Origin of the sequence: Allobosea sp. WAO, assembly GCF_001509835.1 — a bacterium.
Classification (GTDB): domain Bacteria; phylum Pseudomonadota; class Alphaproteobacteria; order Rhizobiales; family Beijerinckiaceae; genus Allobosea.
In genome coordinates this window covers 397,784-420,669 of record NZ_JXTJ01000006.1, presented here as the reverse complement: position 1 = coordinate 420,669, position 22,886 = coordinate 397,784, and the positions used below count along the sequence as shown (strand labels likewise).

The window sequence follows — 22,886 nt, the reverse complement described above, 5'->3', positions numbered from 1 at the left end:
ATGATGCGCATTGCCGTGACCGGCACCACCGGACAGCTCGTTCGATCCTTGCTCACCAACGCGACGGCCACGGACGTCGAGGTCGTCACGCTCGGGCGGCCGGACCTGGACCTGGAGCGGCCCGCCGACATCCACGCAGTGATCGAGCGCGTGCGGGCCGACTGCATCGTCAACGCCGCCGCTTATACCGCCGTCGACAAGGCTGAGAGCGAGCCGGAGCTCGCCATGGCGATCAACGCCACCGGCGTACGGGCGGTCGCCGACGCGGCCCATGCGCTACGCCTGCCGCTGATCCAGATCTCCACCGACTATGTCTTCGACGGAGCCCTTCCCCGCCCCTGGCGAGAGGACGACGCGACAGGCCCGCTCGGCGCCTATGGCCGCTCCAAGCTTCTTGGCGAGCAGGCCATCGCGGCGGCAGGCGACAACCACGTCATCCTGCGCACCGCCTGGGTCCACAGCCCCTATGGCGCAAATTTCGTGAAGACCATGCTGCGCCTGGCCGAAAGCCGGGAGGAGATCGGCGTCGTCGCCGACCAGGTCGGCACACCGACCTACGCCCCCGATCTCGCGGAAGCGGTGATCGCGATTGCGCGCCGTCTGGTCAATGAACCCGGGAATGCCGAGCTGCGCGGGACCTTCCATGCCGCCGGCAGCGGCGAGACCAGCTGGGCCGGCCTCGCCGAGGCGGTCTTCGCGGCTTCCGCAAGGCTTGGCGGCCCTTCCGTGCGGGTCAAGCCGATCACCACCGCCGATTACCCGACCCCCGCCCGCCGGCCGGCAAATTCCCGGCTCGATTGCGGCCGGCTGGAAGCACGCTACGGCTTGCGCCTGCCACACTGGCAGGTTTCCGTAGAGGATTGCGTGGCCCGGCTGCTCACCGGCTCCGAACGCTGAAGGAAACGCGCGTGAAAGGCATCATCCTCGCCGGCGGCAGCGGCACGCGGCTTCACCCGATGACGATGGTGACGTCGAAGCAGCTCCTGCCGGTCTACGACAAGCCGATGATCTATTATCCGTTGTCGACGCTGATGCTCGCCGGCATCCGGGAGATCCTGATCATCGCGACGCCGGAGGACGCGCCGCGCTTCGAGGCGCTGTTCGGCACCGGGGAACGTTGGGGCCTGAAGCTTTCCTATGCCGTGCAGCCGAAGCCGGAAGGGCTAGCGCAGGCCTACCAGATCGGAGCCGATTTCGTCGCCGGCGGCCCCTCGGCCCTGATCCTCGGCGACAACCTCTATTATGGCGACGGTCTGACCGAGGTGCTGCGCCGCGCCGCGGCACGCCAGCAGGGCGCCACCGTCTTCGCCTATCGCGTCAGCGATCCCGAGCGCTACGGCGTCGTCTCCTTCGACGCCGCCGGCAAGGCGCTCTCGATCGAGGAAAAGCCCAAGGTCCCGCGCTCGCACTGGGCCGTGACCGGGCTCTATTTCTACGACGCGGAGGTCGTCGAGATCGCCCGCAAGCTCAAGCCATCGGCGCGCGGGGAACTTGAGATCACCGACGTCAACCTCGCCTATCTCGAGCGCGGGGCGCTCAACGTCGAGCGCCTCGGCCGCGGCTATGCCTGGCTCGACACCGGCACGCCGGATTCCCTCGTCGAGGCCTCCGAATTCGTGCGCACGCTGGAGCGCCGCCAGGGTTTCCGCATCGCCTGTCCGGAGGAGATCGCCTTCGAGAATGGCTGGATCGGCCGCGAGCAGTTACACGCGCTCGGCCAGGCACTCGCGAAGAGCGGCTACGGGCAATATCTGCTGGGGCTGGCCGGGCGCGATCAGTCGGGCTGATTCCACTCGCTGATGCGAGCCTTGATCTCGAGGAACGCTACGCGGGATGAGGCCTCAGGGAAGCACAGCGGCGGGTCTCAGGCGGGGGACGCTCGCGTGATCGTCGCCATCACTTTTCTTCAAGACACGGATGCCGGTATCGGCTCTATCTTGCGGCATGGATCTGATCACACAGGGCGAGGCACTGGAGCAGACCCCGCTCCAGTCGGGCGAGCGGGCGCATCTGTTCACGGCGCGTCGCTTCGACGGGCTCGAATTCCTGTCGGCGACCTTCCGCACCCATGCCTACGCGCCGCATGTCCACGACACCTATGCGATCGGAACTATCGAGATCGGCTGCGAGATCTGGCATGCGCGCGGCCGCAAGCTCTATGCTGGAGCGGGCGACATCGTCTTCAACCAGCCGCTCGACGTCCATGACGGCGCCCCCAGCGAGGGCGGCTATCGCTACCGGATGAGCTATCCGACGGTCGAGCTGATGCGCGAGGTCGCGGCATCGCTGACCGGCCGTAACGATATCGGCACGCCGTTCTTCGCAGAGCCGACTGTGCGGGACCCGGAAGGGGCCGCGCTGTTCGGCGCCGCTCACCGCGTGCTGGAGGAAGGCGGCGACGCGCTCGCCGGCGAGGAAGGGCTGCTGCGCGCCTATGGCTGGTGCCTCGCCCGCCATGCCGACCTGACGGTGCGGGGGCTCGGGCGGGAGAGCGGGCCGATCGCGCAGGCGCGCGAGATGCTGGAGCAGCGCTATGACGAAGATCTCTCGCTGGCCGAGTTGGCGAAGCGCTCCGGCCTGCCGCGCCATCACCTGATCCGGGCCTTCCGTTGCGAGACCGGGCTGACGCCGCATGCCTATCTCGTCGATATCCGCGTCCGCCGCGCGCGCGAATGCCTGCGCCGCGGCGATACGCCGGGGCAGGTCGCGGTGGCGACCGGGTTCTGTGACCAGGCCCATCTGACCCGGGCCTTCAAGGCGCGGCTCGGCGTGACGCCGGGTGCCTTCCGCGCCGCTCATCTCGCCTGAACAGGTTCCCGAGAGATTCAAAGCAATGTCCTGGACCGATGAAGCCCGCGCAGGGCTGAGCGATATCTGGCCGGCGGCGCTGGCCGCCGTGCCGATCGGCTTCCTGTTCGGCGCGCTCGCGGCCGGCAAGGGCCTGTCTCCGCTCGAGGTCTTCGCGATGAGCGCGCTGGTCTTCGCCGGCGGCGCGCAGTTCGCCGCGGTCGAACTCTGGGCCAGCCCGGCGCCGATCCTGGCGCTGGTGTTCTCGACGGCGCTGATCAATGCCCGCCACATCCTGATGAGTGCGTCGCTGGCGCCGAAGCTCTCCGGCTTCTCGCGGGCGCAGACCTTCCTCGGGCTCTACTACATGGCCGACGAGAACTGGGCGCTGGCAGAGAAGCGGGCACGCACGCATCCGATCACGCCGGTCTACTGGTTCGCGATGGCGATTCCCTTCGTCTGCCTGTGGCTGCTGACCTCGACCACCGGGGCGATCATCGGCGCGGCACTCGGCGATCCCAAGCGCTACGGCGCCGATTTCGCCTTCACCGCGCTGTTCATCGCGCTCGTCGCCGCCTTCTGGAAGGGGCGCGTCACGGCCTGGACGGTGGCCTCGGCCGGCATCGCCTCGGCGTTGGCCTACCGGTTCGCCGGCCCGCCCTGGCATGTGCTGGCTGGCGCGCTCAGTGGACTTGCCGCCGCCTGGATCGCCGCCGGCAGCGAAGCCGCCGCGCAACCTTGCGAAAGCCCGGCCGAATGAGCCTCGATCCGATCAATCTCGCCGCCTTCCTCGGCATGGCGCTGGTGACCTATCTCACCCGCATCGCCGGGCTCGCCCTGGTCGGCCGGCTCAACCTGACGCCGCGGGCGCAGGCCGCCTTCGACGCGATCCCGCCGGCCGTGCTGATCGCGGTGATCGCGCCGAGCGCGTTGGCGACGGGCTGGATCGAGACGGTCGCGGCGTTGGTCTCCGGCCTCGCCGCAACGCGGCTGCCGCTGCTCGGCGTCGTCGCCGTGGGCGTTGCGACCGTGGTAGGGCTCCGGGCGCTGTTCTGAGGCGCGACGTCTCCTTCTCCCCCTGCGAGAGAAGGTGGCCCGGCAAAGCCGGAAGGCGCCGCGCGACCCCTCACCCCAACCCTCTCCCGCAACGGGAGAGGGCGTACGCCGCGGTTACAACGGCTGGCAGGCCTTCTCCAGCCAAGCCTTGGTCTCGCCTTCGACCAGCGGGCCGATCTTCTTCCAGACCTCGGCATGATAGGCGTCGATCCAGGCGCGCTCGCCTTCGTCGAGCAAAGCGGGCTCGATCAGGGCGCGCTCGTAGGGGCTCCAGGTGATCGTCTCGAAACCGTAGATGGTGCGGTCGCCGCCGGGGATGGAGCGCTCCTCGACCACGATCAGGTTCTCGATGCGGATGCCGTAGGCGCCTTCCTTGTAGTAGCCCGGCTCATTGCTGAGGATCATACCGGGCTCAAGCGGCGTGGTGCCGAGCTTGGAGAGGCGTTGCGGGCCCTCGTGTACCGACAGATAGCTGCCGACGCCATGGCCGGTGCCATGGTCGAAATCTAGCCCGACCTGCCAGAGTGGAGCACGGGCGAAGGCGTCAAGCTGGGCGCCTGAAGTGCCTTTCGGGAAGACGGCGCGCGAGATCGCGACATGACCCTTGAGCACGCGGGTGTAGCGGTCGCGCATTTCCGGGCTGGGCTCGCCGACCGTCATGGTGCGGGTGATGTCGGTGGTGCCGTCCTCGTACTGCCCGCCGGAATCGACCAGGAAGATGCCGGGCTCGATGGCGCGGTTGCTCGAATCGGTGACGCGGTAATGCGGGAGGGCGGCGTTCGGCCCGGCGCCGGCGATGGTGGTGAAGGACACGTCCTTGAGCAGGCCGCTGCTGCGGCGCTCGGCCTCCAGTGCCGCCACCGCGTCGATCTCGGTGAGGCCGCCCTTCGGCGCCTCGCGCGCGAGCCAGGAGAGGAAGCGGGCCATGGCGGCGCCGTCGCGCAGATGCGCCGCGCGGGCGCCGTCGAGCTCGGCCTCGTTCTTGCGCGCCTTCATGAGCGCAACAGGATCGGTTCCGGCTTCCGGCGTGCCGCCGGCCTCGCGGATCAGGGTCGCCAGTGCTGCCGCGGCGGTGGTCGCATCGAGGCGCACCTTGGCCTTGCGCGCGCCGAGCGCCTTGAGCTGCTCCTCCAGTGCCTGTGGCGGAGCGATCTCGCCGAGCGCGCCGATGGCGTCGCCGGCCTCGTTGGTGATCTTCTCCGGTGCCAGGAAGACGGTCGGCCGGCCCTCGCGCGGCACGATGGCGTAGCCGAGCGGCAGCGGCGTGTGCTCGACATCGCCGCCGCGGATGTTGAAGGTCCAGGCCAGCGCATGCGGATCCGAGAGGACCAGCGCATCAACCTTGTCCTTGCCGAGCGCTTCCTGGATGCGGGCGAGCTTGCTCGCCGCGTCCTCGCCGGCGTAGGCGGCGGGATGTGCCTTGACCGGCGCCGATGGCGGGGCAGGGCGGTCGCTCCAGAGCGCGTCGATCGGGTTCGGCGTCACCGGCACCAGCATGCCGCCGGCCGCCGCGACGGCCTTTTCCAGTTTGGCGACGCCGTCGACGGTGTGCAGCCAGGGATCGTAGCCGAGCTTGCCGCCGGCGGGGAGGTTTGCCGCCACCCATTTGTCGAGCGGCGTCTCCTCCATCCTGACCGGCGTGATCACGGCGGTGTCGGTCTGCTCGGCGGACTGGATGGTGTAGCGGCCATCGACGATCAGCGCGGCCTTGTCGGCCAGCACCACCGCATTGCCGGCCGAACCGGTGAAGCCGCTGAGCCAGGCGAGGCGCGCCATGTGAGCGGGAACGTACTCGCCCTGGTGCTCATCGGCGCGCGGCACGATGAAGCCCGCCAGCCCATGGCGCGCGAGGGCGGCGCGCAGGGCCGCGACCCGGGGCGCGACCTGCGACGGATCGCTCGGCTCGGAAAAGGACTGGAAGTGGGGAGGTGAGGCCTGGGCGGGGATCGAGGCGGTCATGTCGGGTCCGGAAGCTGCGATATCCGGCCATGCTGGCGCGCCGGCCGGTCAAAGGCCAGTGCAAATCCGGCATTTTCGCCGCGCTCACACAGCAGGCTTCGGCTGACCTCCGATTGGGCGCTCTGTCGGTTCGTTATGCAATATTTTGCAATGATTAACGGCTTGCGGTTTTTGTTATGCGCTTTTTGCATGTTGTGCATATGCGAACACATCTTCTCGCAAGTGCGAAGAAGGCCCATCTTGCTGCCATAAGAGAACGAGGAAGCGACCGGGACTGTCCTTCGTTTTGCTGAGGAGATGGACCCTATGACCTATGTGCTGAACACCACCACGGACCTGCCGGTAGCCAAGCGCACCGAGGCGACCACGAAGGCCGCCGGCCCGAGCTTCTGGCAGCGCCTCTACGCCGCCATGATCGAGAGCCGCCGCCGCTCTGCGCTGCGCGAACTTCGCGCCTACTCGTACCTCGCCCGCGAGTCCGAGCTGATCCTCGGCGGCTATCCGAAGGCTTCGCTGCAAAACGACGCCGAGCTGCCGTTCAACCGCTGAATTTCTATCCGCTGAAACCCGGAGCGCCGGCTGCGACACGCGCCGCGCCCTGATCGAGGAGAAAGACCATGATCGCTGTCATCAAGTACGTCTACGAGAGCGTTGCCGATGCCGCCAAGTTCGCGGCCGCCGTCTGGCACGATGCCCGTGTCATGCAGGCGAAGGCCGAAGAGAAGTACGGCCATTTCGACTTCTGAGCGCGGCAGCGTTCGAAGCAGACGGCCTATCGGAGGCGGCGTGGCCTGGCGGCTGCGCCGCCTCTTTTCATGACCAGCGTCGCCCAGCCCTCGCGCGAGGAGCGCCGCACCAGCGCGATGTCCTGGTGGCGATAGGCGGAAACCACGCCGGCGACATCCATTTCGAGCAGGCCCGAGAGGATGACGACGCCGTCATCGGAGAGGACCGCGGCGATCGACGGCGCGAGCTTGCGCAGCGGTCCTGCCAGGATGTTGGCGAAGACCAGATCGAAACGCCGGGGCCGGTTCGCCTTGGCGTGGCGTAGGCCGGGCGCGACATAAAGGTCGAGCGCCTGCGGGGCGTGATTGAGCCTGGCATTGCGGGCTGCGACTTCGACGGCGACGGCGTCGATATCGCCGGCGACGACCTTGCGCTTGATCTGCTTGGCCAGGGCAAGCGCGAGAATGCCGGTGCCGGTGCCGACATCGATGGCGTTTCGCGGGCGCCGCTTCTTCAGCTCGGCATCGAGGGCAAGCAGGCAGCCCGAGGTGGTGCCGTGATGGCCGGTGCCGAAGGCGAGCGCCGCCTCGATCTCGATCGCGACATCGTTGATGCGCACGGTCTCGCGGTCATGGGCGCCATGGACCAGGACGCGGCCGGCGCGCACCGGCTTCAGCCCTTCGAGGCTGTTGGCGACCCAGTCCTGCTGGCTGACGGTGGTGAACGGGGTGCCGTCGATGACAGCGCCGACGATCGGCCGCAGCAGGTCGCGCACCGCCTCCTCGTCGGGATGGCTCGAGAAGTAGATCTCGACCTTCCAGGGCTCGTTCAGCGACAGGGTGGTGACGCCGCTCTCGACCTCGAAGGCGGAGATCGCGGTCTCCGTCGGGTCGAAGATCTCGCCGAGCAGTTCGGTCAGCGCGCGCGCCTGCTCGCCGCTGGTCGAGAGTTCGAGAACGGTCGTGACCGTCGAGGGGAGGAGGCCTTCACGCATGGCGCGGGCTTATAGCATCGGACCGAAAAGTGGAATCCACTTTTCGGAAAACTCCGATGCGATAACAAAAAGATAGATCGCCGCAACCGGGTCCGGACGGACGGGAGGCGATCTCGCAGCCCGCCGACGGCTTGTCATGCGGCCGCGCATCTTGGAGGCGTTTCAGGCGCCTCGCTTGGTGGCGAGCAGCAGGAAACCGACGAGCCCGGCCGCGGCACAGGTCAGGAAACCGAGGTCGAAGCGGCCGGTCGCGGCGACGAGCAGCGCGAAGGACAAGGGGCCGACGACATAGCCGAGGAAGACGACGATGGTCGCGCCCGATGCCGCCTCGCGGATCTGCCCGCTCGGCGAGCGCCGGGCGATCTCGGCGATCTGGACGCCGTTCCAGCTCGAGACCGTGATGCCCGCCACCGCCGCCAGCACATAGAGCAGCCAGGAGGGCCAGGCTGGCGTCGCTAGCATCAGCGCGAGCGAGGTTGCGCCCGACGCCAGGCAGACGAAAGCGAGCAACCGGACGCTCGCGCGCATGCGGTCGGCGAGCCAGCCGAGCAGCACGCGGCCGAACACGCCGGTGGCCTGCATCACGGCGAAGGCGAGGCCAGCGGCGCGCAGATCGTAGCCGAGCTCTGATACCGCGAAGGTGATGAGATAGGCGAACCAGATACCCTGGCCGATGGCGAGGCAGGCGCCGACAGCGGCGATCCGCATCACCGAGGTCGAGCCCCGCAACGCCCGCAACGGCTCCAGCACATTGCCGAGCGAGAGGAAGGCGCCCGGCGCCAACGATTGCGTCTGATCGCGCCCTGCATCGAGCCGGCGGCGCATCGGCTGCACCACCAGAATGACGGCGACCACCAGCGCGGCCGAGAACAGCAGCGAGGCGCGCCAGCCATAGGCGGCGACGATCGGCGGCAAGGCGAGGCCGGCGACGATGCCGCCGGCCGGTACCCCGGCCTGTTTGAGCGAGAAGATCAGGGCGTGGTGGCGGGGCGGGGCGATGCGATGGAGAACGTCGCTGCCGGCCGGCGAGGACGGGCCGTAGCCGAGGCCGATCAGAAAGGCGCCGGCCATCGCCACCGGCAGCAGGGGCGGCAGCAGGAAGCAGAGTCCGAAAATGCCGAGGGCGAGGCCGAGCTGCAGCGCGCGGATCGAGCCGAAGCGGCGCATGATCGGCGCACCCATCACCAGAAAGGCGATCGAGCCGACGGTGCTGATGCTCGAAAGATAGCCGATCACGGCGTCGGACCAGCCGAGCTCTGCCGACATGGCGGGCGCGATGGTCGGCGTGACCCGCGTCAGGAAGGCGGTCGCCATCTGCACGACGATCATCGCCGAGAGGGCGCTGACCCAGCCCGGTGTCGCTGGAGACTCCTTCATGGCCGCGTCATGCCTGCCGGGTCATCTCTGCCAGGTCTTGGCGGCCTTCACGGCGACGCGGGCGGCAGGACCTTGCCGGGATTGAGGATGTTGTCGGGGTCGAGGCTCTGCTTGATCTGGCGCATCACCGCGATCGCTTCGTCGCCATACTCCCGGCGCAGGAACTTGGACTTGCCGTAGCCGACGCCATGCTCGCCGGTGCAGGTGCCGCCGAGATCGATGGCGCGGTTGACCAGGAGGGCGTTGAGCCGCTCGGCCTCGGCGATCTCCGCGGGCGAATCCATCTTGATCAGGAAGCCCATATGGAAATTGCCGTCGCCGACATGGCCGAGCGCCGGCACCGGGAAGGGCGCATCCTTGGCGTGCTCGCGGATTTCGGTGATGCAGGTGGCGAGCTCGGAGATCGGCACGCAGGCATCGGTGCCCCAGCTGCTGGCTCCGGGGCGCAAAGCCAGCAGGGCGTAGTGGAGATTGTGGCGGGCCTGCCAGAGCTTGGTGCGCTCCTCGGCGCTGGCGGCATGGCGCCAGCCGCTGCCGCCATGGCCCTGCGCGATCGCGTGCATGGCCGCCGATTGCTGTTCGACGCCGGCCTGCGTGCCATGGAATTCGATGAACAGCGTCGCGGTCTTGGGATAGCTCAGCCCGTTATGTAGGTTGATGGCGCGCATGCAGGTCTCGTCGAGTAGTTCGACGCGAGCGACCTGGATGCCGCTCTGGATGGTCTCGATGGCGCAGGACACGGCGGCGCCGACATCCGGGAAGGAGCAGACCGCGACCGAGCTCGCCTCGGGGATGCCGTAGAGCTTCAGGGTGATCTCGGTGATCACGCCGAGCGTGCCTTCCGAGCCGACGAAGAGCCGCGTCAGATCGTAGCCGGCCGAGGATTTGCGGGCGCGGCCGCCGGTCTTCAGCACGGTGCCGTCGGCGAGCACCACGGTTAGTGCCAGGACATTGTCCTTCATCGTGCCGTAGCGCACGGCATTGGTGCCCGAGGCGCGCGTGGCGGTCATGCCGCCGAGCGTCGCGTCGGCACCGGGGTCGACCGGAAAGAACAGGCCGGTGTCGCGCAGATGCTCGTTGAGCTGCTTGCGGGTGACGCCGGGCTCGATGACGCAGTCGAGATCCTCGGTATTGACCGCGATGATGCGCTGCATGCGCGAGAGGTCGAGGCAGACGCCGCCATGCAGCGCGACGACATGGCCTTCCAGCGAGGTACCGGCGCCGAAGGGGATCACCGGCACCTTGGCCTGATGGCAGAGCGTCAGGATGCGGCTGACTTCTTCGGTCGTCGCGGGGTAGCAGACCACGTCCGGCGCTTTGGTCGGATGATAGGATTCGCCATGGCCGTGATGCTCGCGCTCGGCTTCCGAGGTCGAGCAGCGCGGGCCGAGGAGATCGCGCAACGCAGCCGTCAAACCGTCCAGGGCGGGATGGCGGGAGATGGCCGACGTGGCTGCAGTAGCGTTCATGCGATTCTCGATCCTCATGCCGGTCTTCGGCGCGGCTGCGCGGCAATCTCGACCGGTCCGCCGCCTCGGGCCAGAGCTGATGCAGCATGAGCGCTCTGCATCCGGAACGGAAGTGCCATCTCCGTCGCTGCCGCGCGGCTTGTTCAGGGACGCGGCGGCTCCTTGCCGGCGACGAGGACAAGTACCGCGCCGGCGAGCGCCGCGACCGCCATGTAGCCGATCGGTCCGAGGCCTCCGACATGATTGACCAGCAGGCCGCCGAAGACGGCACCACTCGCGATCGCGACCAGAAAGGCGGCGGTCAGCAGCCCGCTTGCCGCCTCCGCATGGTCGGCCGCGATCCGCACCATCCAGCTCTGGAATCCGACGGGCGCGAAGCCGAAGGCGAAGCCCCAGAGCGCCACCGCGATCCCCGCCACGACGGGCGAGATCCCGAACAGGATCAGGCCGAGCGCCAGGGCCGAGATCGCCAGTGAGAACGAGACAATTGCGAGCTTGACGCCGCGTGCCACCACGGCTCCGCCGACGAAATTGCCGATGACATTGCCGAGGCCGTAGCCGAGCAGGACGAAGGTGATCGCCGTGACGCCGAGTTGCGGCGCCTGCTCCAGGAACGGCCGGATATAGGTGAAACCGGTGAACTGGCCGGAGATGATGACCAGCACCGAGAGCAGCATCAGGCGCACGCTCGGCCGCCGCAGAAGCTCGTTGAGCGTGCCGAGCTTCGGCACGGCCTGCGGCGGCAACTGGGGCACGGTCGTCAGCAGCGTCAGCAGGGCGACGCCGGCGAGCCCGGCCGACAGCATGAAGACCATCCGCCAGCCCATCAGCGCGTCGAGATAGGCCCCGAGTGGCCCCGCACCGATGAATGCCGCCGAGACGCCGGCCGAGATGATCGCCAGCGCCCGCGGCACGGACTTTGTCGGCACGAGCCGCAGCGTCAGCGCCGGAGCCATCGACCAGAAGCCGCCGAGGCTGAGCCCGAGCAGGAAGCGCGCCGCAAGCAGCATCGCAAACCCGTTGGCCAGCGCCGTGGTCAGGCTGGACAGCGCCAGCAGGAACATCAGCGCCCACAGCACCAGGCGCCGGTCGAACCGGCTGGTGAGGATCGGCGTGAAGATCGCCGCGACGACGCCGACCAGCGAGGTTACCGTGACGGTCTGTCCGGCCGCGCCGACGCTGATCGAAAGATCGGCCGCGATCGAGGTCAGGACGCTTGCAGGCAGGAACTCCGCGCTCACCAGGGCGAACACGCCCATGCCGAGCGCAAGCACCGCCGGCCAGGCCGCGGCGCTCCGTTCATGGGCGGCGATATCGGCGAGTTCGGGATCGGCGGTGACTGAGAGGGAATTCGACATGGGTCGCTCCGGAAAGATCGGACACCGGAGTTAGGCGTGACGCTCTGGGGCTTCCATGCTAGGAAATCCGCAATGCTTGACCATTCGTCCAAAACCGCGTCGGCCGATCCGCTGACCGAGATGCTGCGCGGCCTGCGGCTCGAGGGGGTCGACTACGCCCGCTATCAGATGACGGCGCCCTGGGGCCTGCTCTTCCCGGCGCAGAAGGCGGCGCGCTTCCACTTCGTCGCCGAGCGCGGCTGCTGGCTGCGCACCCCGACCGATGAATGGGTCAGGCTAGAACAGGGCGATGCCGTGCTGCTGCCGCGGGGCGCCGAGCATGCCCTGGCGAGCGCGCCCGGCGCCTGCACCAAGCCGCTCGGAAAATGCCAGTTCCAGACGGTTTGCGGCGACATCGTCGAGGCGCGTGGCGGCGGCGATGGCGAGGAGACTCTGTTCTTCAGCGCAAGCATGAACTTCAACGTCGACGGCCAGCACCCGCTACTGCGGATGATGCCGGAACTGATGCGGATGCATGAGCTCGCGGCCAACGAGCCCGGCATCCCGCCTTTGCTCGCCACCATGGCCTGCGAGCTGGCGCTCGACCGGGTCGGGGCTGGCAGCATGCTGACGCGGCTGGCCGATGTCGTCGCCGCCGCGCTGATCCGCACCTGGGTCGAGAAGGGCTGCGGCGACTCCACCGGCTGGGTCGCGGCAGCGCGCGATCCGGATATCGGCCGGGTGCTGGCGGCGATCCATCTCGATCCCGCCAACGAGTGGACCGTCGAGGCGCTGGCCGGCGTGATGCACGCCTCGCGCTCCGCCTTCGCCGAGCGTTTCGCGGCGATCGTCGGCGAGACCCCGGCGCGCTATGTCGCGCAGGTCAGGATGCACCAGGCCAGGCAATGGCTGGTCCGCGACAGGATGAGGATCGCGGTCGTGGCCCGCCGGCTGGGCTATGATTCCGAGGCGTCGTTCAGCCGCGCCTTCAAGCGCATCATCGGTGCCTCGCCGAGCCATTTCCGCGCGGGCGAGGCGGATGCCCCGACTGGGCTCAGCGGCCAGCCACCGGCTTCGTCAGCGCCCCAGCAGTTCGGCGAGCCCTGAGGCTGCGCCGGACAAGCCTGCCTGCGCCCAGGAATACCGCCCTGAGCCATTGCGCGACGATCCCGGGCGTTGCGGCAAAGGCCTCGCGCCGCAGGTGGGCGCTGCGGCGCGCGTAGAAATCGATGTCGATCGAGCCGTCTGTCCGGCGGATGATCGCGTCGTGAAGCTCCCGTGCCATGATCGCCTCCTTCGGCTGCCATGGCGAGATTGGCGCAGCATGCGGCGCCGCGCTTGACCGGGCTCTTGCGCTTTCCTTGTCCTTTCCCTGCTTTTTCGCCAGGCAAGCCGGCATCGATACCAGCCCCGACTTCCGCATGGTAAGAAGCGGCATGCGCTATCGCTTCGGGGCATTCGAGCTCGTTCCGGAAACGCGAGAGCTTCTCGCGGACGGGCGGCCGCGCGCGATCGAGCCGCAGGTCTTCGACCTCCTGCATTATCTGGTCAGCGAGCGCGAGCGCGTGGTGTCGCAGGACGACCTGATCGCCGCGGTCTGGCACGGACGCATCGTCTCAGATTCGGCGATCAGCGCCAGGATCAGCGCCGCCCGCGCCGCGATCGACGATGGCGGCAAGCGCCAGGACTGGATCCGCACCGTGGCGCGGCGCGGCTTCCGCTTCATCGGCCCGGTCGAGCCCGTGCAGGCGCTACGCCGCGAGCAGCCCACCACGCATGCGGCCGCACCCACCTCAGCGACACCGCATCAGCGCGTCGCCTTCTGCCGCTCGCGCGACGGCACCCGCATCGCCTATGCCACCAGCGGGGCAGGATACCCGATGGTCAAGGCAGGCCATTGGCTGACGCATCTCGAACATGACTGGCACAGCCCGCTCTGGCGCCCGCTGCTGAGCCGGCTCGGTCAGCGGTTTGCACTGCTGCGCTACGACCAGCGCGGCAATGGCCTCTCCGATCGGGACGTCAGCGATCTGGCCTTGGAGCGCTTCGTCGAGGACCTGGAAGCTGCCGTCGACGCCGCCGGGCTCGAACGCTTTGCGCTCTACGGGACGTCGCAGGGCGTGCCGATTGCGCTGGCCTATGCCAGGCGACACCCGGACAGGCTGAGCCACCTCGTCCTGCATGGCGGCTTCGTCAAGGGCCGGCTCGTCCGATCGGGCGCCGACCGGGAACAGGGGCTGGCGCTGCTGACCCTGATACGGCATGGCTGGGGCAAGGCGAACAGCCCCTTCATCAAGGCCTTCGCAACCCTGTTCATCCCCGATGGCAGCCGCGAGCAGATCGAATCCCTGGCCGAGTTGCAGCGGCTCACCACCTCGGCCGACAATGCCGCGGCTCTGCGCTGGGCGATCGACCATTTCGACGTTTCGGATCTGCTGGGCGCGATTGCGGTGCCGACGCTGGTGATCCATGCCAACGATGATGGTGTCCAGCCGCTCGAACAGGGGTTGGAACTGGCCTCGCGGCTTCCCGATGCCGAATTCCTGCTGCTCCAGAGCCGCAATCACGTCGTCGTGCCGGAGGAGCCGGCCTGGCCGGTCCTCTTCGACGGGATCGAGCGCTTCATCCTGGGCGCAACCCCACCTGTCTGAGCCGGACAGCCAAGAACCTGAGGCCAAGCGCCCTGCCCTCCTCCCGTGACGCCTCTTAGACATCAGCCACCACTCGCGCGACGGAACGACCATGAGCATTCGCCAGCAGCTGACCGACCGCTTCTTCCGCTATCTCTCGGTCGCGAGCCAGAGCGACGCCAAGGCGGTGACGTTGCCGAGCACGCCGGGCCAGCAGCACCTCGCCGAACTGCTGGCGGAAGAGTTGCGTGCGCTCGGCCTCGACGAGGTCGTCATCGACCGGCACGCCACCGTCACGGCGGTGAAGCGCGGCACCGTGCCGGATGCGCCGAAGATCGGCTTCATCGCCCATCTCGACACCTTCGATGCCGGGCTCTCGTCGGAGATCCGGCCACAGCGCCTGCGCTTCGAGGGTGAGGATCTCTGCCTCAACCGCGATCAGGACATCTGGCTGCGCGTCGTCGAGCATCCGCAACTACGCGATTGGCAGGGGGCCGAGATCATCGCCGGCGACGGCACCAGCGTGCTTGGCGCCGACAACAAGGCAGCGATCGCGGTGATCATGACCCTGCTCGCCAATCTCGGCTCGCAGGACGCGCATGGCGACATCCTCGTCGCGTTCGTTCCCGACGAGGAGATCGGCCTGCGCGGCGCCAAGGCGCTCGATCTGTCGCGTTTTGGCTGCGATTTCGCCTACACGATCGACAGCTGCGAGCTCGGCGAGGTGGTGATCGAGAACTTCAACGCAGCCGCGGCCGAGATCACCCTCACCGGCGTCAGCGCCCATCCGATGTCAGCCAAGGGCGTATTGGTGAACCCGGTGCTGATGGCGCAGGACTTCATCGCCCGTTTCGACCGTGCGGAAACACCGGAGAACACGCAGGGGCGCGAGGGCTATGTCTGGTTCAACAGCATCACCGCCAATGCCAGCGAGGCGAAGCTCGGCGCGCTGATCCGCGATTTCGACAAGGAGAGCTTCGCAGCGCGCAAGCGCCGCATCTGCGCGGTCGCGGCCGAGATCGCCGCGCTCTATCCGACCGGCCGCGTCGAAGCCCGCATCACCGACACCTATGGCAACATCCATGACAGCCTCGGCCACGACCATCGCCCGGTCGCGCTGCTCTTTGCCGCGCTGGAGGCGCTGCAGATCCCAAAGAAGCAGATCCCGATGCGCGGCGGCACCGACGGCGCGGCGCTCTCGGCGCGCGGCCTGCCGACGCCGAATTTCTTCACCGGCGCCTATAATTTCCACTCGCGCTACGAGTTCCTGCCGGTGCCTGCCTTCGAGAAGTCCTATGAGGTGGCGCGGATGATCTGCACGCTGGCGGCCGGGCGGGGTTAGCCGGCCATTCCGCTTCATGGTCGGGCTTGTCCCGACCATCCACGTCTTCCTTCGCACGGTGTTCAAGAGGTGGATGCTCGCCACAAGGGCGAGCATGACGGCGAAACTATCCCCCGACCAGCTCGAACCAGCCGGCCTCGTCGATCACCTTGACGCCGTGCTTGGCGGCATCCTTGAGCTTCGAGCCGGCGCCCGGCCCGGCCACCAGCAAATTGGTCTTCGACGAGACCGAGCCGGCGACCTTGGCGCCGAGGCGCTCCGCCATCGCCTTGGCCTCGTCGCGGGTCATGCGCTCCAGTGCGCCGGTGAAGACGACGATCTGGCCGGCGACCGGGCTCGAGGAGGCAACTGCCTCCAGCGGCTGCGGCGTAACCTGCGCCAAGAGCCGGGCGAGCATCTCCTGATTGTGCTCCTCGGCGAAGAACTGCAGCAGCGCCTCGACCACGGTCGGGCCGACGCCGTCGATCGCGTCGAGCGCCGCGCGCTCCTCGCTCTCCGGGTTCTCGGCGGCTAGGCAGGCGGCCTGCAAGGCCTCGAACGAGCCGTAATGGCGCGCCAGCAGACGCGCATTGGTCTCGCCGATATGGCGGATGCCGAGCCCGAAGATGAAGCGGTTCAGCGGTGGCTTGCGCCGGTCCTCGATCGCCTCGAACAGCTTCTTCGTGCTGGTCGCTCCGAAGCCTTCCTTGTCCTTCAGCTTCTTCAGGTTGGCCTGATCGCGCTCAGCCAGCGTGAAGATGTCGGCCGGCTCCTTCACCGGCAGATCAGGATCGGCATGGAAGAACTCGATCTGCTTGTCACCGAGCCCATCGATGTCGAGCGCGTCGCGCGAGACGAAGTGCTTGAGCCGCTCCACCGCCTGCGCCGCGCAGATAAGCCCGCCGGTGCAGCGGCGCACCGCATCCTCCTTGCCCGAGCGCGGATTGTGCTCGCGCACCGCATCCGAGCCGCAGACCGGGCAGCTCGTCGGGAAGACGTAAGGCTTCGCGTCGGCAGGCCGCTTGGCGAGATCGACCGCCTCGACGCGCGGGATCACGTCGCCGGCGCGCTTCACCGTCACCGTGTCGCCGATGCGGATGTCGCTGCCGTCGCGGATCGGCAGTCCTTTCGAGTCGAAGCCGCGGATATAGTCCTCGTTATGCAGCGTCGCATTGGTGACCACGACGCCGCCGACGGTCACCGGCCTCAACCGCGCCACCGGCGAGAGCGCCCCGGTCCGGCCGACCTGAATGTCGATCGCCTCCAGCACGGTGGTCGCGAGCTCGGCCGGAAATTTATGCGCGATCGCCCAGCGCGGCGCGCGCGCGACGAAGCCGAGCCGTGCCTGCAGGGCGAGCTCGTCGACCTTGTAGACGACGCCGTCGATATCGTAGCCCAGCGTCGCCCGCTGCGCCTCGATCAGCCGGTAATGCGCGAGGAGCTCTTCGACGCTCTCGCAGCGGACCATCAGCGGATTGGTGCGGAAGCCCCAGCGCGCAAAAGCCTCGACAACGCCCAACTGGGTCGGCGCCGGCAGCACCGGCATTTCGCCCCAGGCATAGGCGAAGAAGCGCAAGGGCCGCGCGGCGGTGATCGAAACGTCGAGCTGGCGCAGCGAGCCCGCGGCGGCATTGCGCGGATTGGCGAACTCCCGTTCTTCTTTCTCGCGCTGGCGCTGGTTGATCGCCGCGAAATCGGCATGGCCGAGATAGACCTCGCCGCGCACCTCCGCGACCTCAGGCATATCCCCGCCCTTCAGCCTGTGCGGAATCTCGGCGATGGTGCGGGCATTGGCGGTGACGTCCTCGCCCTCCTCCCCATCGCCGCGGGTCGCGGCGCTGACCAGTTCGCCCTTCTCGTAGCGCAGGGAGAGCGAGAGCCCGTCGATCTTGGGCTCGGCGGTGAAGGCGATCGGCTGGTCGTCCTTGCGGCCGAGGAAGGTTCTGACGCGCGTGACGAAATCGCTGACGTCCTCGTCCGCAAAGGCGTTGCCGAGCGAGAGCATCGGCACGCGATGGCGGATCTTGGCGAACTTGCCGGACGGCTTGGCGCCGACCTTGTCGGAGAGCGCCTCGGGCCCCTTCAGCTCCGGAAAGGCGCCTTCCAGCGCGTTGAGCCGCCGGCGCTTCTCGTCATAGACGGCATCCTCCAGGACTGGGGCATCGTCCTGGAAATAGGCGCGGTCAGCCTCGGCGATCTCGGCGACGAGCAGTCTGTGCTCGGCGCGAGCCGCCTCGGGCATCAGGTCTTCGACGGGAAGGGCAGGATTGGCAGTCATGGCGCTGTTCTAGATGAGGGGCCGCCCCCTGCGAAGCACCCTTTGTCACGTTTGCGTTCGTCGATTTGTGGCAGCAGCGCGCCGGGTGTAAGCTCACCGGGCTGACAATTGGATGCTCGACGCCTCAAGGCTCTCGAACCAGGGATCACGTCAGGGCCATCGAGGCGAACCGGGCCGGAACCGGGAATAAACGCCATGGCCGATATCAACAGCACCCACCCCCACCCCCGCATGAGTTCGGTGCAAGCCGCCGGGCCCGCCGAGGCGCTGCCCGTCCGCGCGCTGACGCTCAGCGATATCGGCGACGCGCTGCGGCGTGGCTATGCCGATTTCCTGGCGCAGCCGAGCCATTTGCTCTTCATCGCACTGATCTATCCGGTGGCGGGTATCGTGATCGCGCAGCTGACGGTCAGCTACAACATCTTCCCGCTGCTCTTCCCGCTGCTCGGCGGCTTTGCCCTGCTCGGGCCCTTCGCCGCGGTCGGCCTTTACGAGATCAGCCGGCGTCGTGAGCTCCACATCAACTCGTCCTGGCTGCACGCCTTCGCCGTGCTGAAATCCCCGGCGATCCGGCCGATCGCAACCCTGGGCGGCCTGCTGACCGGGCTGTTCATCACCTGGCTGCTCAGCGCCTGGGTGCTCTATCGCTGGCTGATGGGCAATGTCCCGCTGACCTCGGCCGAGAGCTTCCTGGTCCCGCTCTTCACGACCGTGAACGGCTGGACGCTGATCATCGTCGGGAACGCGCTCGGCCTGCTCTTCGCCATCGCGGCCTTCTCGGTGACCGTGGTCTCCTTCCCGCTGATGCTGGACCGGCATGTCGACGTCGGCACCGCCGTGCGAACCTCGATCGCCGCAGTCGAGGAAAGCCCACGGGCGATGATGTGCTGGGGCCTGACGATCACCGCGCTGCTGGTGCTCGGTACCTTGCCGGTGCTGGTCGGGCTGATGGTGGTGATGCCGATACTCGGCCATGCGAGCTGGCACATCTACCGCAAGGTCGTGCCGCGCTAATTTCGCCGCCGGGAGCACAGGATATCAGGAAGAACTGATGGCCGGCCCTTCCTGAGCTTGCAACGGCAACGGCCGAACCTTGTAGGAATGCCGCGTGACTGGCGCTCAGCCGGTCACTTCCGCGGCGAGCCTGTCACAGGATCGATCTTCACCTCGACCCTGGAGCCGTCGGCCTTGAGGTACTCGATCTCCCAATAGCCGTCATTGTCCCACTCCACCTCCTTGATGCTCGCAAAACCGCTGACGCCTTCGATGCCGGCGACGATCTGGGACAAGGGCTTGGCGTTCTGGGGAGGAGCGGCGGCGGCCGGACCGACCGCGAGAGCAAGAGCAAGCAGCGCGCCCGCGGCCATGGATTGATTTCGCATCGACATCTCCTGCGCGAAGGACAGCGGAGCTCACCGAGAAGCGGCTGCCCCACGACGACCTTCGAGCCATCACGTGACGAAAACACGACGACAAATCGCAGCAGGCGAGATGCGCCCGTTCGGAGTGGCCAAGCGGTGCTGCTCGCACTGGCGGGGAACAATGGCGCGCGAAAGCGCGTTCTCTAACGGCTGCGGCAGGCACGCCGCAGCCCGATGCCGCAAAGGAGCGGCCTGACGCAACCAACGGGGGGGGTCCGCCATGAACAACATCATCTACATCGTCGGTCTTGTCGTCGTCGTTCTCGCGATCCTGTCGTTCCTCGGCCTGCGCTGAGCACCGGACCGAAAGTGGAATCCACTTCCCGCGGCCTCTAGATCGCCAGTGCTCGTCCGATAGGACGCTCGGCGATCTGGAGGCCGGGAAGGACCAGGACGGAACGGCTCAACGATCGTCGCGACGCGGCTTCTTGCCCGCGAACGGCTTTTTCGCGCCAAAAGGCTTTTTGTCGGCGAATGGCTTCTTCTCGCCGAAAGCCTTCTTGGCTCCGAACGGCTTTGCGCCGCCGAAATCCCGCTCACCATGCTTCGGCTTGCCGGCGAACGGCTTGCCGCCGCGCGGGAAGTCCGCCGCATCGGCAGGCGGCTCACGGTCGCGCCTGACCGGATCGTAGGTCTCGCGGGTATTCTCACGGCCGAACGGCTTGCCCTTGCCTTCATAAGGCTTGCGGAAGCCACGCTCCGGCGCACCGGCGTGTCCGTGCGGCGCCTCCTCGCGGCGTGGCGCCTTCGTGTGCTGCGCCTTGTCGGCGAAAGGCTTTGCCGGCCGGCGTTCCTCGTCGCCCGTCACCAGCTCGATCACGACCCTGTCGCGGTCCGGCGCGCTCGTCAGCGAGGCGAAGCGCTCGGCGACGTCGGCATCGATCTCGACCTTCGTTTCCTTGTCGAAGATGCGGATCGCCCCGACCTCGTCGCGGGTGATCTTGCCACGACGGCACAGCATCGGCAGGAGCTGGCGCGGATCGGCGCCGTCCTTGCGGCCGACATTGAGGCGGAACCAGACCGTCTCGCCGCGCGGCCCGGCCTTGCGGGGCGCATCCGGATCGGCATTGTCGAAGCGCGGACCGGCCCGGTCGCGCGGCCTCGCATAGTCCTCGGGGCTGCGCGGCGCACGGCTCGCGCGCTCATCGCGGCCGAAGCCGGGATCGCCGACTTCTTCCGTCGCCGGCAGGCGCGAGCGATAGACCCGAACCAGCGCCGCGGCGAGCTCGTTGGCCGAGCGGCCGGCAAGCAGCGCCTCGATCATCCCGGCATCGTCTTCCTCGGCATCGCCCGACAGCAGTGGATCCTGCAGCAGGCGCTCCTGGTCGAGCTTGCGAATCTCCTCCTGGGTCGGCGGGCCGCCCCAGACAGCCTGCACCCCGGCGGCACCGATCAGCATCTCGGCCTTGCGCCGGCGCGAAGCCGGAACCAAGAGAACGCTGGTGCCCTTGCGACCGGCGCGGCCGGTGCGGCCGCTGCGGTGCTGCATCACTTCCGGATCGTTCGGCAGCTCTGCATGGATCACCAGGGTCAATCCCGGCAGGTCGATGCCGCGCGCCGCGACGTCGGTCGCGACGCAGACCCGGGCCCGCCCGTCACGCAGCGCCTGCAGCGCCGAATTGCGCTCGCTCTGACTGAGCTCGCCCGAGAGCGCCACAGCCGCGAATCCACGCTCCAGCAGGATCGCCTCGAGATGGCGCACCGCATTGCGGGTGTTGCAGAACACCAGCGCGCAGGCCGCGTCATGGAAGCGCAGCAGGTTGACGACGGCGAGCTCGGCCTCTTTCGGATAGACCCGGACGGCCTTGTACTCGATGTCGGCATGGCCGCGATCAGCGCCGGCGACCTCGATGCGCAGCGCATCGCGCTGATAGCTCCGGGCCAGCGCAATGATCGCCTTGGGCAGCGTCGCCGAGAACAGCAGGCTTCGCCGGTCCTCGGGAGCAGTCTTAAGGATGAATTCGAGATCGTCGCGGAAGCCGAGATCGAGCATCTCGTCGGCCTCGTCGAGCACGACGGCCCGCAGCGCCGAGACGTCGAGCCGGCCGCGCTCGATATGGTCGCGCAGGCGTCCCGGCGTGCCGACGACGATATGGGCGCCCTCGTCGAGCAGCGCGGCCTCGCGGCGCGGATCCATGCCGCCGACGCAGGAGATCACGCGGGCGTTCGCCTGCTGGTAGAGCCAGTTCAGCTCGCGCTGGACCTGGAGCGCAAGCTCGCGCGTCGGCGCGATGATCAGCGCCAGCGGCTTGCCGGCCCGGCCGAGCGTCTCGGCGCCGTCTAGCAGCGTCTCGCCGATGGCGAGACCATAGGCCACGGTCTTGCCCGAGCCGGTCTGCGAGGAGACGAGCAGGTCACGCCCGGCCGCGGCGGCTTCGAGCACCGCGTTCTGGACCGGAGTCGGCTCGCTGTAATTGCGTTCGGCGAGCGCACGCGCGAGCGGCGGGCTCGTGGAAATGAAGGACATCGATGTCAGGCCTTAGGTTCCAGCCGGCCGGCTGCCGGCGCGGAGATCGAAGGGCAGCGCCGGACGCGGCACCGCAAAGTTGCAGCGCACATAACGCAAATCCTCGGAAAAGGGAATGGATACTGCAGCGGCATGCGTCCTCCGGCATCCACCATGCCGGCGACACCATTGCCGCTCGCGACGACGTCGTGATCAATGCGCGCCGACGCGATCGGAGGCGATTCATGGGCGGATCATGGCGGCGCTTCGGCCAGTTCGAGATCCTGACGCTTCTTGACGGCAGCTTCGAGGCCTTCAGCGAGGTCTTCACTCATACCGCGGGGCCCGAGGCGCGCCGCGCCGCGATCACGGCCTGGGGCGAGCCCACCTTCAGGATCGACGTGAACTGCTTCGTCCTGCGCGGGCCCGACGGCATCACCATGGTCGACGCCGGCACGGGCACCTCATGGGGAGAGGCCTACGGCCACGCCCGCGCCGCGCTGGCGGAAGCCGGGATCGCACCGGGCAGCGTCCGGCGCATCCTCATCACCCATGTCCATGGTGACCATGCGCTCGGCCTGTTCGAAGGCGACGCGCCCTATTTCCCGGCGGCCGAGGTCTGGGTTCCACAAGCCGACCTTTCCTTCTTCACCGATCCGCAGGCCCGTGCCTCGCTGCCCAAGGCGCGCCAAGGCGGTTTCGACATCGCCGAGCGGCTGCAGCGGCTTTATGCGCAGCGCCTGAAGACGATAGGCGCAGGAGAAATCCTGCCCGGCATCGAGCTTCATCCGTTGCCGGGGCACACCTTCGGCCATTCCGGCTATCTGATCCGCGGCGCCGGCGAGAGCCTCCTGCTCTGGGGCGACGCGCTGCATCTCGGCGACTTCCAATCGGCAGCTCCCGAGATCGGCCTGGAATACGACCTCGATGGTGCGCTGGCAGCCAGGACGCGCCGCACGGTGCTGGAGCAAGCCGCGCGCGAAGGCTGGGTCGTCTCGGGCGGGCATATTCGTGGCTTCGGAACAATAGAGCCGCGCGGCGACGGCTTCGCGATCACTCCAGCCTGAAGGCGACGGATCGCGCAC

General features: G+C 68.0%; 22 protein-coding genes. 12 read left to right on the top strand and 10 right to left on the bottom strand.

Annotated elements, in window-relative coordinates; translation table 11 throughout:
• The first annotated feature begins 3 nt into the window (after positions 1 to 3).
• The 5 genes from rfbD to DK26_RS11050 all read left to right on the top strand — a co-directional run bounded on the left by rfbD (position 4) and on the right by DK26_RS11050 (position 3,843).
• Positions 4 to 897 carry a dTDP-4-dehydrorhamnose reductase gene (gene rfbD / locus DK26_RS11070; RefSeq protein WP_066472621.1) on the top strand — a complete coding sequence of 298 codons (894 nt, stop codon included), beginning with the start codon at positions 4 to 6 and terminating at the stop codon, positions 895 to 897.
• An 11-nt stretch (positions 898 to 908) separates the two neighbouring features.
• Positions 909 to 1,787 carry a glucose-1-phosphate thymidylyltransferase RfbA gene (rfbA, locus tag DK26_RS11065; RefSeq protein ID WP_066471819.1) on the top strand — a complete coding sequence of 293 codons (879 nt, stop codon included), beginning with the start codon at positions 909 to 911 and terminating at the stop codon, positions 1,785 to 1,787.
• A 157-nt stretch (positions 1,788 to 1,944) separates the two neighbouring features.
• Positions 1,945 to 2,808 (top strand): AraC family transcriptional regulator, encoded by an 864-nt coding sequence (locus DK26_RS11060; protein ID WP_066471816.1) that lies wholly within the window; start codon positions 1,945 to 1,947, stop codon positions 2,806 to 2,808.
• A 25-nt stretch (positions 2,809 to 2,833) separates the two neighbouring features.
• On the top strand, positions 2,834 to 3,547 hold the full coding sequence (locus DK26_RS11055) for an AzlC family ABC transporter permease (RefSeq protein ID WP_066471814.1): 714 nt from the start codon (positions 2,834 to 2,836) through the stop codon (positions 3,545 to 3,547).
• Positions 3,544 to 3,843, top strand: a complete 300-nt coding sequence (locus DK26_RS11050; protein WP_066471812.1) for an AzlD domain-containing protein — start codon at positions 3,544 to 3,546, stop codon at positions 3,841 to 3,843. Before DK26_RS11055 ends, DK26_RS11050 begins: the two co-directional genes overlap by 4 nt.
• Positions 3,844 to 3,957: 114 nt before the next feature.
• Here the strand turns inward: DK26_RS11050 and DK26_RS11045 are convergent, their stop codons facing one another.
• Together DK26_RS11045 and DK26_RS29515 are read right to left on the bottom strand one after the other, a co-directional pair.
• Complete coding sequence (locus DK26_RS11045; protein WP_066471803.1) at positions 3,958 to 5,802, bottom strand: aminopeptidase P family protein; 1,845 nt, start codon at positions 5,800 to 5,802, stop codon at positions 3,958 to 3,960.
• Positions 5,799 to 6,002, bottom strand: coding sequence for a hypothetical protein (locus tag DK26_RS29515; protein ID WP_210179282.1), 204 nt, complete (start codon positions 6,000 to 6,002; stop codon positions 5,799 to 5,801). Before DK26_RS29515 ends, DK26_RS11045 begins: the two co-directional genes overlap by 4 nt.
• 106 nt (positions 6,003 to 6,108) lie before the next feature.
• Here DK26_RS29515 and DK26_RS11040 point away from each other — a divergent pair, with 106 nt between their 5' ends.
• Together DK26_RS11040 and DK26_RS29835 are read left to right on the top strand one after the other, a co-directional pair.
• Positions 6,109 to 6,351, top strand: a complete 243-nt coding sequence (locus DK26_RS11040; RefSeq protein WP_066471795.1) for a hypothetical protein — start codon at positions 6,109 to 6,111, stop codon at positions 6,349 to 6,351.
• A gap of 68 nt (positions 6,352 to 6,419) precedes the next feature.
• Positions 6,420 to 6,548, top strand: coding sequence for a hypothetical protein (locus tag DK26_RS29835; RefSeq protein WP_282568030.1), 129 nt, complete (start codon positions 6,420 to 6,422; stop codon positions 6,546 to 6,548).
• 26 nt (positions 6,549 to 6,574) lie between these two features.
• Here the strand turns inward: DK26_RS29835 and DK26_RS11035 are convergent, their stop codons facing one another.
• From DK26_RS11035 to DK26_RS11020, 4 genes are all read right to left on the bottom strand, one after another.
• Entirely contained in the window at positions 6,575 to 7,522 is a 948-nt protein-coding gene (locus DK26_RS11035; protein ID WP_066471793.1) for a 50S ribosomal protein L11 methyltransferase, read from the bottom strand.
• Between the two features lie 162 nt (positions 7,523 to 7,684).
• Entirely contained in the window at positions 7,685 to 8,899 is a 1,215-nt protein-coding gene (locus DK26_RS11030) for an MFS transporter (protein WP_066471792.1), read from the bottom strand.
• A 47-nt stretch (positions 8,900 to 8,946) separates the two neighbouring features.
• Positions 8,947 to 10,368: an FAD-linked oxidase C-terminal domain-containing protein gene (locus tag DK26_RS11025; protein ID WP_066472618.1), complete on the bottom strand. Its 1,422-nt coding sequence runs from the start codon at positions 10,366 to 10,368 to the stop codon at positions 8,947 to 8,949.
• A gap of 143 nt (positions 10,369 to 10,511) precedes the next feature.
• Positions 10,512 to 11,726: an MFS transporter gene (locus DK26_RS11020; RefSeq protein ID WP_066471790.1), complete on the bottom strand. Its 1,215-nt coding sequence runs from the start codon at positions 11,724 to 11,726 to the stop codon at positions 10,512 to 10,514.
• Positions 11,727 to 11,798: 72 nt separating this feature from the next.
• Here DK26_RS11020 and DK26_RS11015 point away from each other — a divergent pair, with 72 nt between their 5' ends.
• Positions 11,799 to 12,812, top strand: coding sequence for an AraC family transcriptional regulator (locus DK26_RS11015; RefSeq protein WP_066471788.1), 1,014 nt, complete (start codon positions 11,799 to 11,801; stop codon positions 12,810 to 12,812).
• Here DK26_RS11015 and DK26_RS29340 read toward each other — a convergent pair.
• Positions 12,760 to 13,143 carry a hypothetical protein gene (locus tag DK26_RS29340; protein WP_184231645.1) on the bottom strand — a complete coding sequence of 128 codons (384 nt, stop codon included), beginning with the start codon at positions 13,141 to 13,143 and terminating at the stop codon, positions 12,760 to 12,762. The genes DK26_RS11015 and DK26_RS29340 overlap by 53 nt on opposite strands.
• On the opposite strand from DK26_RS29340, the gene DK26_RS11005 reads away from it, so the two are divergent.
• Together DK26_RS11005 and pepT are read left to right on the top strand one after the other, a co-directional pair.
• Positions 13,142 to 14,356, top strand: coding sequence for an alpha/beta fold hydrolase (locus tag DK26_RS11005; protein WP_184231646.1), 1,215 nt, complete (start codon positions 13,142 to 13,144; stop codon positions 14,354 to 14,356). The two genes, DK26_RS29340 and DK26_RS11005, sit on opposite strands and share 2 nt — an antisense overlap.
• A gap of 91 nt (positions 14,357 to 14,447) precedes the next feature.
• Positions 14,448 to 15,677 (top strand): peptidase T, encoded by a 1,230-nt coding sequence (gene pepT / locus DK26_RS11000; protein WP_066471782.1) that lies wholly within the window; start codon positions 14,448 to 14,450, stop codon positions 15,675 to 15,677.
• Between the two features lie 106 nt (positions 15,678 to 15,783).
• Here pepT and ligA read toward each other — a convergent pair whose 3' ends face one another.
• The gene (gene ligA, locus DK26_RS10995) at positions 15,784 to 17,934 is read right to left on the bottom strand and encodes an NAD-dependent DNA ligase LigA (protein ID WP_066471779.1); all 2,151 of its coding nucleotides are present in this window, start codon (positions 17,932 to 17,934) and stop codon (positions 15,784 to 15,786) included.
• A gap of 195 nt (positions 17,935 to 18,129) precedes the next feature.
• Between ligA and DK26_RS10990 the strand changes: the two genes are divergently transcribed.
• Complete coding sequence (locus tag DK26_RS10990) at positions 18,130 to 18,948, top strand: DUF2189 domain-containing protein (RefSeq protein ID WP_349236326.1); 819 nt, start codon at positions 18,130 to 18,132, stop codon at positions 18,946 to 18,948.
• A gap of 113 nt (positions 18,949 to 19,061) precedes the next feature.
• On the opposite strand, the gene DK26_RS10985 is transcribed toward DK26_RS10990, so the two are convergent.
• A complete protein-coding gene (locus DK26_RS10985; RefSeq protein WP_248309931.1) occupies positions 19,062 to 19,316 on the bottom strand; it encodes a PepSY domain-containing protein in 255 nt (84 codons plus the stop codon).
• Between the two features lie 442 nt (positions 19,317 to 19,758).
• On the bottom strand, positions 19,759 to 21,822 hold the full coding sequence (locus tag DK26_RS10980) for a DEAD/DEAH box helicase (RefSeq protein ID WP_083533140.1): 2,064 nt from the start codon (positions 21,820 to 21,822) through the stop codon (positions 19,759 to 19,761).
• A 224-nt stretch (positions 21,823 to 22,046) separates the two neighbouring features.
• On the opposite strand from DK26_RS10980, the gene DK26_RS10975 reads away from it, so the two are divergent.
• Positions 22,047 to 22,868 carry an MBL fold metallo-hydrolase gene (locus tag DK26_RS10975; RefSeq protein WP_066471770.1) on the top strand — a complete coding sequence of 274 codons (822 nt, stop codon included), beginning with the start codon at positions 22,047 to 22,049 and terminating at the stop codon, positions 22,866 to 22,868.
• The last annotated feature ends 18 nt before the right edge of the window (positions 22,869 to 22,886 follow it).